General features: G+C 73.9%; 10 protein-coding genes. 4 read left to right on the forward strand and 6 right to left on the reverse strand.

Annotated elements, in window-relative coordinates:
• Positions 1–28 precede the first annotated feature (28 nt).
• The 3 genes from IE294_RS08600 to rsmH all read right to left on the reverse strand — a co-directional run bounded on the left by IE294_RS08600 (position 29) and on the right by rsmH (position 3,885).
• Positions 29–1,999 (reverse strand): peptidoglycan D,D-transpeptidase FtsI family protein, encoded by a 1,971-nt coding sequence (locus tag IE294_RS08600; RefSeq protein WP_306433384.1) that lies wholly within the window; start codon positions 1,997–1,999, stop codon positions 29–31.
• A gap of 310 nt (positions 2,000–2,309) precedes the next feature.
• The gene (gene ftsL, locus IE294_RS08605) at positions 2,310–2,861 is read right to left on the reverse strand and encodes a cell division protein FtsL (protein WP_189883976.1); all 552 of its coding nucleotides are present in this window, start codon (positions 2,859–2,861) and stop codon (positions 2,310–2,312) included.
• Positions 2,862–2,928: 67 nt separating this feature from the next.
• On the reverse strand, positions 2,929–3,885 hold the full coding sequence (rsmH, locus tag IE294_RS08610; protein ID WP_189883978.1) for a 16S rRNA (cytosine(1402)-N(4))-methyltransferase RsmH: 957 nt from the start codon (positions 3,883–3,885) through the stop codon (positions 2,929–2,931).
• Between the two features lie 419 nt (positions 3,886–4,304).
• On the opposite strand from rsmH, the gene IE294_RS08615 reads away from it, so the two are divergent.
• From IE294_RS08615 to IE294_RS08630, 4 genes are all read left to right on the forward strand, one after another.
• On the forward strand, positions 4,305–4,853 hold the full coding sequence (locus tag IE294_RS08615; protein ID WP_189883980.1) for a beta-class carbonic anhydrase: 549 nt from the start codon (positions 4,305–4,307) through the stop codon (positions 4,851–4,853).
• A gap of 247 nt (positions 4,854–5,100) precedes the next feature.
• Complete coding sequence (locus tag IE294_RS08620) at positions 5,101–6,147, forward strand: AAA family ATPase (protein ID WP_189883982.1); 1,047 nt, start codon at positions 5,101–5,103, stop codon at positions 6,145–6,147.
• Positions 6,147–7,508 carry a DUF58 domain-containing protein gene (locus IE294_RS08625; RefSeq protein WP_189883984.1) on the forward strand — a complete coding sequence of 454 codons (1,362 nt, stop codon included), beginning with the start codon at positions 6,147–6,149 and terminating at the stop codon, positions 7,506–7,508. The genes IE294_RS08620 and IE294_RS08625 overlap by 1 nt, the downstream gene beginning before the upstream one ends.
• Complete coding sequence (locus IE294_RS08630; protein WP_189883986.1) at positions 7,505–9,886, forward strand: transglutaminase TgpA family protein; 2,382 nt, start codon at positions 7,505–7,507, stop codon at positions 9,884–9,886. Before IE294_RS08625 ends, IE294_RS08630 begins: the two co-directional genes overlap by 4 nt.
• A gap of 332 nt (positions 9,887–10,218) precedes the next feature.
• On the opposite strand, the gene IE294_RS08635 is transcribed toward IE294_RS08630, so the two are convergent.
• The 3 genes from IE294_RS08635 to IE294_RS08645 form a co-directional block, all read right to left on the reverse strand.
• A complete protein-coding gene (locus tag IE294_RS08635; protein ID WP_189815657.1) occupies positions 10,219–10,602 on the reverse strand; it encodes an SCO2097 family morphological protein in 384 nt (127 codons plus the stop codon).
• A gap of 315 nt (positions 10,603–10,917) precedes the next feature.
• Complete coding sequence (locus IE294_RS08640; RefSeq protein WP_189883988.1) at positions 10,918–11,745, reverse strand: class I SAM-dependent methyltransferase; 828 nt, start codon at positions 11,743–11,745, stop codon at positions 10,918–10,920.
• A gap of 119 nt (positions 11,746–11,864) precedes the next feature.
• Positions 11,865–12,497: an SAV_6107 family HEPN domain-containing protein gene (locus IE294_RS08645; RefSeq protein ID WP_189883990.1), complete on the reverse strand. Its 633-nt coding sequence runs from the start codon at positions 12,495–12,497 to the stop codon at positions 11,865–11,867.
• Between the last annotated feature and the right edge of the window lie 32 nt (positions 12,498–12,529).

Here is a 12,529-nt window from a genome sequence, read left to right on the forward strand (position 1 = left end):
CTGGTTCCTGGTGTTTCCGAGGTGCTGATCAGGGCTTGTAGTCGACGGGCAGGTTGGCGGCCTTCGCGCCGGTCGGCGGGACCTGGAGGGTCTTCAGGGCGAACTCCATCACCTGCTTGTAGATGGGGGCGCAGATCTGGCCGCCGAAGTAGCTGCCCGAGGTGGCGTTCTGGATGGCGCAGTAGACGGTGATCCGCGGGTTGTCGGCGGGGGCGAAGCCGGCGAAGGACGACGTGTAGCCGCGGTAGCGGCCGGTGACCGGATCCACGCGGTTGGCCGTGCCGGTCTTTCCCGCGACCCGGTACCCGGGGATGCGGGCCTTGATGCCGGTGCCCTGCCCGTCGTCGACGACGGACTCCAGCATCTGCGCGAGGCTCTTGGCGGTCTTCTCGCTGACGACCCGTGTCTGCTCGGGCTTCGGCGCGGGGGCGAAGCTGCCGTCGGCGCCCTTGGTGCCGCGCACCAGGGTCGGCTGGACGCGGACACCGCCGTTGGCGATGGTCGAGTACACGGAGGCGGCCTGCATCGCGTTGATGGAGAAGCCCTGGCCGAAAGGGATCGTGTACTGCTGAGAGGTGGACCACTTCTGCGGCGGCGCGAGGATGCCGGCGGTCTCGCCGGGGAAGCCGAGGCCGGTGGGGCTGCCGATGCCGAACTTGCGCAGGTAGGAGTAGAGGACCTTGTTGGCCTCGGGCTGGGTCTTGCCGAGTTCGCCGGTGGCCAGGATGGTGCCGATGTTGCTGGACTTGGCGAGCACGCCGTTGAGGGTCAGGTTCCAGGTGGCGTGGTCGACGTCGTCCTGGAAGAGCCGGTCGCCGCGGTGCAGCCGGTTGGGTACGACGACATGGGTGAGCGGGGTCGCGACGTTCCGCTCCAGCACGGCCGCCATCGACATCACCTTCGCCGTGGAGCCGGGCTCGTAGGCGTCCTGGACGGCCGCATTGCCCATGGCGTCGCCGTCGGCCTTCGACAGGTCGTTGGGGTCGAAGCCCGGCGAGTTGGCCATGGCGAGGATCTGGCCGGTGCGGGTGTCCTGGACGATGACGTAACCCCGGTCCGCCTTGGACTTCCTCACCTGCTCGCTGATCGCGTCCTGCGCGGCCCACTGGATGTCGCGGTCGATGGTCAGCTCGACGTCGGAACCGGGCACGGCGGGGGTCTCCGTGGACCCGGCCGTCGGCACCTGGCGCCCGCCGGCCTGGGCGTAGCGGACCTTGCCGTCCTTCCCGGACAGCTGCTTGTCCAGTTCCTGCTCGATGCCGCCGCCGCCCTGGCCGTCGGCGTTGACCCAGCCCAGTATCCCGGCGGCCAGGTCGCCGTTGGGGTACACGCGCTGGCTGCTGGGGTCCGCGAAGACACCGGCCAGCACGTTGACGGTGGTGTGGTCCGTCTCCGACTTGGTGGTGAGCGCGGTCTTCAGGTCCTTGATCTGCTTCCAGACCTGCGGGGTCTGCCGGGCGGCGAGCCGGGTGTAGCGGGAGTTCTTGTTCGCGGGGCGCAGTTTCCTCACGAGCGCGGCCTGGTCCTGGCCGAGGATCGGGGCGAGCAGCGCGGCGGCCTTCTCCGGGCCGTCGGAGATCTTCAGCTGCGCGCGGCCGAACATCGTCGGGTCGGCCGTGATGTCGTACGCGTCCTCGCTGACGGCGAGGGCGACGCCGTTGCGGTCGGTGATCTCGCCGCGCTCGGCGGCCAGCGTGTGCACCACGTACCGGTTCTGCTCGGCCCGCGCCGTGTAGGAGCTCGCGTCGACGGCCTGGACCTGGAGCAGCCGCACCACGAAGGCGAGCAGCACCAGGGTCAGGGCGAGGCTGACCAGGCGCAGCCGGGGCCGGGGGCTGCCCAGCCGGAGGGGGCGCGACACCGGGGGCCGGGCCCCGCCGGAGCGGCGGACCGGCCGGGCACCGGGCCCGGGCTGGCGCCGGACGGCACCCCGCGGCCGGGGAGGCTTGGCGGGCCCGGGTCCGGGCACGCGGCGGCGCGGCGGTTCCCTGTCGGACACTTCCGTCACCTGCCGGGGGTCGGGGTGGGGATGGGCTGGGGGATCGCGAACGGCGTCATCGCACCTGCCGGGGCCGGCGTCCGGGCCGCTCGCCGCCGGACGACCTGACATGGCCGCCATGCGCGCGGGACCGGCCGCGCCTGACACCCGGACGAGCCGCCGCCGGCGGAGCGCGACGCGTTCCGGGCCGGCCGGCGCCGGGTGGCAGACGGCGGCCGGCGCGGGGAGCGGTGTCCGCCCGGCGCCGGCGGGCCGGAGTACGCGGGCCCGGGCCCGTGGCGGCGCGGCGGTTCCCTGTCGGACACTTCCGTCACCTGCCGGGGGTCGGGGTGGGGATGGGCTGGAGGGTGGCGGGCGGCGCGGGGGGCGCGGCTGCCGGGTCGTCCGGGGGCTGGGGCGGCGCGGTGGGGGCCGGGGCGACGGGCGGGGCCGTGGAGAGGGCGCCGGCCGGGGTGAGGGGGCCGGGGCCGGCCGGGGCCATGAGGGCGGCGGGCTCGGGGGCGGCCACGCCGGGGACGCCCTTGACGGTGCCGTCGGGGCCGAGGAAGGCCGGGTCGCCGCCGGGGACCATGCCGAGTTCGCGGGCGCGGCGCTGCAAGGCGTCCGGGGACGAGTAGGCGTCGATGTCCCGCTGGAGGGCCTGCTCCTCGTCGGTGAGGTTCTTCGTCCGCTTCTCCAGGTCGGCGAGTTCGAACGACCCTTCGCTGAGCGCGGAGTTCAGCACCAGCAGCCCGATGAGGCCGCCGCCGAGGAGCAGGACGACGAGCAGGACGAACGGGGTGCGGGCCGCCTGGGCGCGGCCGGCCGGGAAGAGCCGGGCCAGCCGGGCGGCCCTCCCCTTCAGCTCGGGTTTCCTGCTCACTGCTCCCCCGGTGCGTGCGGGACACCGCTCCCCCGGTGCGCGGGGGAACCCTTCCGACCCGTCTCGCTCACTCGACGTCCTCCCGGATGCGTTCGGCACCCCGCAGTCTGGCCGGTGCGGCCCGGCGGTTCTCGGCGATCTCTTCCTCGGTGGGAAGTTCGGCACCACGGGTGAGCAGCTTGAGCCGCGGCTGGTACCGCTCGGGCACGACGGGCAGCCCGGGCGGCGCGGTGGTGGCGGCCCCGGCCGCGAACACCTGCTTGACGAGCCGGTCTTCGAGCGAGTGGTACGACAGCACGGCGACGCGCCCGCCGACGTCCAGGGCCTTCACGGCGGCCGGGATCGCCCGCTCCAGGACCGACAGTTCGCCGTTGACCTCGATGCGCAGCGCCTGGAAGGTCCGCTTTGCCGGATTGCCGCCGGTGCGCTTGGCGGCCTGCGGCAGCGCGTCCCGGATGAGTTCCACGAGCCGCGCGCTGTTGCCGAACGGCTCCTTCTCGCGCTCCCGGACGATCGCGGCGACGATCCGCTTGGCCTGCTTCTCCTCGCCGTACGCCCGCAGGATCCGCACGAGTTCGCCGGCCGGGTAGGTGTTGAGGACCTCGGCGGCGCTGATCCCGGTCGTCTGGTCCATGCGCATGTCCAGGGGCGCGTCCTGCGCGTAGGCGAAGCCGCGGCCGGCCTCGTCCAGCTGCATGGAGGAGACGCCGAGGTCGAACAGCACGCCCTGCACGCGCGCGATGCCGAGCCGGTCCAGCACCTCGGGCAGCTCGTCGTACACGGCGTGCACGAGGGTGGCGCGGTCCGCGTAGGGAGCCAGCCGCTCACCGGACAGCCGCAGCGCCTCCTTGTCCCGGTCGAGGCCGATCAGCCGCGCCTCGGGGAACCGGCCGAGCAGTGCCTCGCTGTGCCCGCCGAGGCCGAGGGTGCAGTCGACGACCACCGCGCCCGGCCGCTCCAGGGCGGGCGCCAGCAGATCCAGGCACCGCTGGAGCATCACCGGGACGTGTCGACTCTGGCTCAAGGGGGCCTCTCAGGATCCGGCGCAGGATACGCACCGCCGCGGGTCCCCGCCAGCTCGTGATGGGGCGGCCTGCCGGCGCCGGAAGCGTCAGCCGACCGGGAGCGGGAGGAGGCCGAGCCGTACGTACGCGCCGCGCGCGTGGGGAGACGGTCCGGGCGCATGCCGGGGTCTCCGGGGGTTTCACCAGCAGGAAGAGCCACGCCTCCCGCTTCGCGCCACTTTAGTCCACCCTGTCTCGCGGTCAATCAACCGGCCTGCGCGTCGCGCACCGCGCGCGGACCGGGACGGTCATTCGAACGGATTCATCCGCCCGGTCGGGTATGCCCTCCGTGTGGGTTAGCTCACAACACGCCACGATGACGATTCTCGCCCCCTCTCACAGCACGCCGGAACCTCGTGTGACCAGTAACGTCGTCGGTATGACGACTTCCGCAGCAGTGCCCACTGGATCCGAAGGCGCCATAACAGCCGGCGACACCGTGACCGACCGCCTCGTGGAGGCCAACCGGCGGTACGCCGAAGCGTTCACGGACCCCGGTATGGACGCCAGCCCCGTTCTCCACGTCGCCGTCGTCGCGTGCATGGACGCCCGCCTCGACCTGCACAAGGCCCTCGGCCTCCAGCTCGGCGACTGCCACACGATCCGCAACGCGGGCGGTGTGGTCACCGACGACGTCATCCGGTCGCTGACCATCAGCCAGCACAAGCTCGGCACCCGCAGCATCGTGCTCATCCACCACACCGGCTGCGGCCTGGAGGCCATCACCGAGGACTTCCGCACCGAACTGGAGATGGAGGTCGGGCAGCGGCCGTCCTGGGCGGTGGAGTCCTTCCGCGACGTGGACCAGGACGTGCGCCAGTCCATGCAGCGGGTGCGCACCTCGCCGTTCCTGCTGCACACCGACGACGTCCGCGGCTTCGTCTTCGACGTGCGCACCGGTCTGCTGCGCGAGGTCGACCCGGCCTGATCCGGGGTGCCGGCCCACCGCCCCGGTACGCAGCCCGCCGTCCCGTATCGAAAATGTGGTCGAAAAGTCGTAAGACCGGCATCGTGCGGGCAGTTGTCCACAGGCGAGTGACACGAATCGGTAACGGCAGCAAGAATGCGGGGGTGTGACGTCACGCGGAACTTTTCCCGCGTGGTGTCCGTGTTTCGGGGTGGGCCGGTTTCGCACGAGAGCGTCGGCCCGGAAAGAACGGGCCGAGGAGGGCCGGGTGACGACCTATGACGATCGAGCGAACCTCAATGATCTGACCGCCACGGTGGAGCGGGTGCGCGGTTCGGTGGAGGGCGTGATCGAGGGCAAGCCCGAGGTCGTACGACTCGCGCTGACCGTGCTGCTCGCCGAGGGCCACCTGCTGATCGAGGACGTCCCCGGGGTGGGCAAGACCATGCTCGCCAAGGCGCTGGCGCGGTCCATCGACTGCTCGGTGCGGCGCATCCAGTTCACACCGGACCTGCTGCCCTCGGACATCACGGGCGTGTCCATCTGGGACCAGCAGCGCCGCGACTTCGAGTTCAAACCGGGCGCCATCTTCGCGCAGATCGTGATCGGCGACGAGATCAACCGCGCCTCGCCCAAGACCCAGTCCGCGCTGCTGGAGTCGATGGAGGAGCGGCAGGTCACCATCGACGGGCAGACCTACGAACTGCCCAGCCCCTTCATGGTGGTGGCCACCCAGAACCCGGTCGAGATGGAGGGCACCTACCCGCTGCCCGAGGCCCAGCGCGACCGCTTCATGGCCCGCGTCTCCGTCGGCTACCCGAGCGTGGAGGCCGAGCTCCAGATGCTCGACGTCCACGGCGGGGTCAGCCCGCTGGAGGACCTCCAGCCGGTGGCGCACGCGCACGAGATCGTGAAGCTGATCGAGGCGGTGCGCGGGGTGCACGTCGCCGAGCCGGTCCGGCGCTACGCGGTCGAACTGGTCGCCGCCACCCGTACCCACCCCGACCTCAGACTCGGTGCCTCCCCGCGCGCGACGCTGCACCTGCTGCGCGCGGCCAAGGCGTCCGCGGCCCTCGCCGGCCGGGAGTACGCGCTGCCGGACGACGTCCAGGCGCTCGCCGTCGCCGTCCTCGCCCACCGTTTGCTGCCCACCGCGCAGGCCCAGCTGAACCGCCGCACGGCCGAGCAGGTGGTGCTGGAGATCCTCCAGCACACCCCGGTGCCCACCGCCCAGGCCCCGGCCCCGCAGAACGGCTTCGGCGGTCTGGGCCGTACCGTCCCGGCCTATCCCCAGCAGCCCCCGCGGAGTCTGTGATGAGCTCCTGGGGGGCCGGGCCGGCGGAGGCCGACCGCGGGGAGGCGGGCGGCGTCCGTACGGCCCTGGCGGGGCTCACCACCCGGGGCCGCTCCTTCCTCGCGGCCGGGATCGCCGCCGCGATCTGCTCGTTCGTGCTGGGCCTGAGCGAGCTGCTGCGGGTCGGCCTGCTGCTCGCCGTGCTGCCCCTGATCTGCGCGGCCGTGCTGTACCGCACGCGCTACCGGGTGGCCGCGAGCCGCCGCCTCGCCCCCGCGCGCGTCCCCGCCGGCAGCGAGGCGCGGGTGCACCTGCGCATGGACAACGTCTCCCGGCTGCCCACCGGCCTGCTGATGCTCCAGGACCGGGTGCCGTACGTCCTCGGGCCCCGGCCCCGCTTCGTGCTGGACCGGGTCGAGCCGGGCGGTCGCCGCGAGGTGTCCTACCGGGTCCGCTCCGACCTGCGGGGCCGCTATCCGCTCGGTCCCCTCCAGCTGAGACTCACCGACCCCTTCGGCATGTGCGAGCTGACCCGCTCCTTCTCGACGCACGACACCCTGACGGTCATCCCGCGCGTGGAGCCGCTCTCCCCGGTCCGCTTCGGCGGCGAGGCCAAGGGCTACGGCGACGGACGGCAGCGCTCGCCGGCCCTCGCCGGCGAGGACGACGTCATCCCGCGCGGCTACCGCTACGGCGACGACCTGCGCCGGGTGCACTGGCGGTCCACCGCCCGCTACGGCGAGCTGATGGTGCGCCGCGAGGAGCAGCCCCGGCGCTCCCGGTGCACCGTGCTCCTGGACACCCGCGGCGGCGCCTACGAGGGCGCGGGCCCGGACTCGGCCTTCGAGTGGGCCGTCTCCGGTGCCGCCTCCGTGCTGGTGCACATGCTGGAGCGCGGCTTCTCGGTACGGCTGCTGACCGACAGCGGCAGCGCGGTGCCCGGCGAGGGCGCCGACGGGTTCGCGGGCACCGGCCAGGAGACCGCGGACGCCGCCGGGCTGATGATGGACACCCTGGCGGTGATCGACCACTCCGACGGCACCGGGCTGTCCCGTGCGTACGACGTGCTGCGCGGCGGCAACGAGGGGCTGCTGATCGCCTTCCTCGGCGACCTGGACGAGGAGCAGGCCACGACGGTCGCCAAGATGAGCCGGCGCAGCGGCGGCGCCGTCGCCTTCGTGCTGGACCCCGACACCTGGACCCGGGAGGCGACCGACGTGCCCCGCCCGGGCGACCGGCACGAGGAGCGGCTGCGGGTGCTGCGCGAGGCGGGCTGGACGGCGCTGAGCGTGCCGCGCGGGGCCTCGCCGGACGAACTGTGGCGGCAGGCGGACCGGGAGCGCTCCGGGCTGACCGCCGTGACCGGGGAGGCGCGGGGATGAGCGGGCGGGCACGACTGGCACTGTGCGCGGCGGCGGCCACCCTGATGGCGTCCTGCGCGTTGCTGCCGCTGGTCACCGAGCCGACCTGGCTGCTGCAACTGGTGCCGCTGGTGGCCATCCAGACCGGGGTGGGTGCGGCGGCCCGGCGGGTGCCGCTGGGCCGGACGCTGACGGTGGCGGCGCAGGCGCTGGTCACCCTGATGCTGCTGACCCTGGTTTTCGCCCGGGGGCACGCGCTCATCGGGCTGATCCCCGGCCCGGACACCTTCCGGTACTTCGCCGACCTGCTCCAGCAGGGCGCGGACGACGTCAGCCGGTACGCGACACCGGCACCGGTCACCGACGGCATCAAGCTGATGCTGATCGGCGGCGCGCTGCTGATCGGCCTGCTGGTGGACACGCTCGCGGTGACCCTCCGCAGCGCGGCCCCGGCCGGTCTGCCGCTGCTCGCGCTGTACTCGGTGGCCGCGGGCCTGTCCGGCGGCGGCGCGGACTGGCTGTGGTTCCTGGTGGCGGCGGCCGGCTATCTGATGCTGCTGCTCGCGGAGGGCCGGGACCGGCTCGCCCAGTGGGGCCGGGTCTTCGGCGGCGCGCCGCGCACCCCGGGCGGCCCGGAGGGCGCCGTGGCGCCGGTGCGCACCGGACGCCGGATCGGCGCGGTCGCGCTCGGCGTGGCCCTGGTGGTGCCGCTCGCCCTGCCCACGATCAACGGCGGCCTGCTGGACGCCGCGGGCACCGGCGTGGGGGTGGGAGGCGGCAACGGGGGCACGATCTCGGCGGTCAACCCGCTGGTGTCCCTGCGCGACAACCTGAACACGAACGACGACCGCCAGGTGCTGACGCTGCGGACGGACTCGAACGACATCTCCGACCTGTACCTGCGGATCGTCTCCCTGGACGACTTCGACGGCACCACCTGGAAGCCGGCGCGGCGGCACATCGTCGGCGTGCCGGACAAGCTGCCCACACCCATCGGCCTGGGCTCGGACATCGAGCGCGGCAAGGTGACGACGACCGTCACGGCGGCGGACTGGTACGCGCAGGACTGGCTGCCGATGCCCTACCCGCCGAGCAAGGTGAAGGTCAGCGGCCGGTGGCGGTACGAGCCCGTCGGGATGACCCTCGTCGGCGACCGCGGCCAGACCACGCGCGGCGAGACCTACCAGGTGACCAGCCTGGACGTGCGGCCGACGGCGCAGCAGCTCGCCGCCGCGCCGCAGCCGCCGGCCGCCCTGAGGCGCGAGTACACCAAGGTGCCGTCCTCGGTGCCCGAGGTGGTGGCCCGCACCGCGCAGGAGATCACGGCGGGCGCGAGCAGTCACTACGAGGAAGCCGTCAAGCTCCAGGACTGGTTCGCGGTCAACGGGGGCTTCCAGTACGACACCTCGGTGGAGGTGGGCCGCGGTCCCGGCGCCATAGCGAACTTCCTGAAGAAGAAGCAGGGCTTCTGCGTCCACTTCTCCTTCGCGATGGCCGCGATGGCCCGCACCCTCGGCATCCCGGCCCGGGTCGCGGTGGGCTTCGCGCCCGGCACCCCGCAGGCCGACGGCACGGTCGCGGTGAACCAGAAGGACGCGCACGCGTGGCCCGAGCTGTACTTCGAGGGCGTGGGCTGGACCCGCTTCGAGCCGACCCCGACCCGGGGCACCACGCCGTCGTACACCCAGTCGGACACGCCCGGCAGCTCGCTGCCGGAGGAGGCGCTGCCGTCCAAGGGCGCGTCCTCGGCGCCCTCGGCGGCGGCCTCGCCGAGCGAGAGCTGCGCCGGTGAGCTGCGCAGGCTCCAGGCCTGCGGCAGCCCGTCCGCGGCCGCGGTCACGCACCACGAGGACGGCGGTGCCGGCTGGTGGTGGTGGCCGCTGATCGGGCTGGGCGCGCTGCTGGTCCTGGCGGTTCCGCTGTCGCCGCTGCTATGGCGGGAGCAGCTGCGCGGGCGCCGGCTGGGCGGGCACGCCCGGACGGCGGGGGGCTCGGCGGCGCACACCCTGGCGGCGTGGCAGGAGCTGACCGACAGCGCCTGGGACCACGGCATCGCGCCGGACGAGTCGCTGACCGCGCGCAAGGCCGCCGACCGGATCGTCCGGCTCGGCCATCTCGATCCGGCGACCGGGGCCGCCGTGCACCGGGTGGCGGACGCGGTGGAGCAGGTGCTGTACGCGCCCGCCCCGCGCCCGGCGGCGGGGACGGCGCAGGACGTGCGTCGGGTGATCGAGGGGCTGCGGGCCACGGTGAGCACCGGGACGCGGCTGCGGGCGCGGTTCCTGCCCCGCTCCTCGGTCCGGGTGCTGTGGGCGGTGTCGGCCCGCTGGTCGGCCCTGCGCACCCGGGTCGCGGCTGCCCGCCCGACGCTGCGCCGGCCGTCCGGGCAGCGGAGCTGAACACGAGCGACGCGCACCGTCCGGGCGGCGGGGCTGAACACGGGCAGCGCGCACCGTCCGGGCAGCGGAGCTGAACGCGGGCAGCGCCGGCTGTCCGGGCGGCGCGGGAGGCGCGGGGCTGTACGCACGCGGCGCGGGCGCTCCCAGCGCGGCTGACCGCACACGGCGCGGGAGGCGTGGCTCGGCGGCGGCGCGCCTCTACCCGAGATACGCGTCTCAGCGCGACTGAGCGCACCGCGAGGCAGGGCCGAGCATGTGTGAGGGGCGGCCACCGGCTGGTGGCCGCCCCTCACACATGTCTGTGTGTCCGGCGCCTGGGAGGCGCGGCGCGGTCAGTGACCCTGTTCGTCCCGGCGGCGCTGCCAGCGCTGCTCGATCCGGTCCATCATGGAGCGCTTCGGCCGCGCCTGGCGGCGCGGGGTGCCCTGGGGGTGCTCACCCGGCTTCGGTGCCTTGCGCCAGCCGGTGACGGCGAGCACGGCACAGCCCAGCATGACGAGGAAACCCACCACGCTGACCCAGATCAGCTGCGCGACCATTCCGGCCATGAGGAGCGCGATACCCGCGAGGAAGCCTGCGACCGCCTGGTAGACCCGCCGCCGGGTGTACGTCCGCAGCCCGTTTCCCTCAAGCGCCGACGCGAACTTGGGGTCTTCGGCGTACAGCGCTCGCTCCATCTGCTCAAGCATTCGCTGCTCGTGCTCAGAGAGCGGCACGGAGTCCTCCTCATCGTGCAGTCGCCGGGGGCGACCCGGGGGGTCCCTTCAGGATAGGCAGGGAATCGCCCCCGTGAAACCCGCCCCTCTACGCCAATTGGCCAACCGGAGCCCGTCATGGCCGTCCGACTCGCTGAGGCTTCCATTCCCCGGCGGCCGACCCGTCATGCCGGACGGTGTACCTCGATCATACGGCGCAAACCCCTCGATCGGGGGGCTTGTGGCGTACTCCATCCGCGCCCGAGGCGCTGATCAGCGGCTCGTCCCGCCTGTGCGCCCTGGTCCCGGTGATGCGCTTCCGTGCCGGTTGTGATCTCAGACCTCTCGGGCGCCGGTGGTCTCACCGAGCACATGGAGCTGGGTGGCGACGGAGTGGAACGCGGGCAGCTCGGCCGCCGCGGCCTCCAGCTTCAACAGCGCGTCCAGGGCACCGGGCTCGGTGTCCACCAGGACCCCGGGCACCAGGTCGGCGAAGACGCGCACACCGTGCACCGCGCCGACCCGCAGACCGGCGCCCTCCACCAGCGCGGTGAGCTGCTCGGCGGTGAAGCGACGGGGCACGGGGTCGCCGGCGCCCCAGCGGCCGTCGGGGTCCTGGAGCGCCTGCCGGGCCTCGGTGAAGTGCCCGGCCAGGGCGCGGGCGAGCACGGCACCGCCGAGGCCGGCCGCGAGCAGGCTGAGGACGCCCTCGGGGCGCAGCGCGGCGACCGCGTTGCGGATGCCCTCGGCCGGGTCGTCCACGTACTCCAGGACGCCGTGGCACAGGACGGCGTCGTAGCCGCCGCGCTCGACCACGTCGAACAGACCGTGCACGTCGCCCTGGACGCCCTTGACCCGGTCGGCGACACCGGCCTCGGCGGCGCGGCGCTCCAGCGCGAACAGCGCGTTGGGGCTGGGGTCGACCACGGTGACGCGGTGGCCGAGGCGGGCGAGGGGCACGGCGAACCTGCCGCTGCCGCCCCCGGTGTCCAGGACGTCCAGCGCGTCCCGGCCCGTGCCCTTGACCCGGCGGTCCAGGGCGTCCTGGAGGACCTCCCAGACCACGGCCGTACGGAGAGAGGCGCGAGGACGGGAGGGGTCGGAGCGCGGCGACGTCGCCTGGGGGTGGTGGTGGGAGACGGGCGGGCGCATCGGGTCCGACACGGCAGTTGACTCCTCGGCGGGGCGGGACTTCAGGCGATGTCCACCCTATTGCCTCCACGCCGTGCCTGGTCACCGCGACGGCGCCGCCCCGTGCGCCTCCCCAGTGGGGCGCCCCGCGGTCAGCCCGCGTCCGGCAGATCACCTCCCGGACCGGCCCCCCTGCTCGGACCGCCTCCCCTCCTCGGACCGTCCCCGCCGATGCCAGTGCCGGTGCCGCCGTCGGCGGCGGTGTCGCCGGCGGGGTCCTGACGGGGCTGGGGCAGGACCGGCTGGAGGACCAGCATCCGCTCCACGATGCGGAGGAACATCTCCACGTCGCGTATCAGGTCGTCGGCGTCCCGCTGCCCGGCCGCTCCCTGGATGCCCGCCTCGGCACGGGCGCGGCGGGCGGCGCCGGAGGCGAACAGCGCGCTCCACTCGGTCAGCTCCGGGGCGATCTCGGGCAGTACCTCCCAGGCGCTGCGGATCCGGGCCCGGCGGCGCGGGGAGGTCTCGGGCCGGCCCCGGGCGGCCAGCACGGCGGCGGCGGTGCGCAGGGCGGCGAGGTGGGCGGTCGCATAGCGTTCGTTCGGCGTGTCCAGGACGGTGGCCTCCTCCAGTCCGGCACGGGCCTGGGCGAGCAGGTCGAGGGCGGCGGGCGGGGCCGTGGCCCGGCGGAGCACGGGGTGCACGTCGCTCGCCGGGCCGGTCAGTGAGGGGGCAGGGCCAGTGGCGCGGCGCCGGCGTGCGGCGGCTGCGGACGAGTGGGCCATGACGAACCTCCTGTCGTCTGGGTGACGGCACG

The sequence above is a fragment of the Streptomyces canarius genome (assembly GCF_014650735.1).
In the GTDB taxonomy this organism is placed as follows: Bacteria; Actinomycetota; Actinomycetes; order Streptomycetales; family Streptomycetaceae; genus Streptomyces; species Streptomyces olivaceoviridis.

Excerpts from the sequence above, each read along its gene's own strand:
- IE294_RS08615 (WP_189883980.1), top strand. The coding sequence starts at position 4,305 with ATGACGACTTCCGCAGCAGTGCCCACTGGATCCGAAGGCGCCATAACA.
- IE294_RS08625 (WP_189883984.1), top strand. The coding sequence starts at position 6,147 with ATGAGCTCCTGGGGGGCCGGGCCGGCGGAGGCCGACCGCGGGGAGGCG.
- IE294_RS08630 (WP_189883986.1), top strand. The coding sequence starts at position 7,505 with ATGAGCGGGCGGGCACGACTGGCACTGTGCGCGGCGGCGGCCACCCTG.
- IE294_RS08645 (WP_189883990.1), bottom strand. The coding sequence starts at position 12,497 with ATGGCCCACTCGTCCGCAGCCGCCGCACGCCGGCGCCGCGCCACTGGC.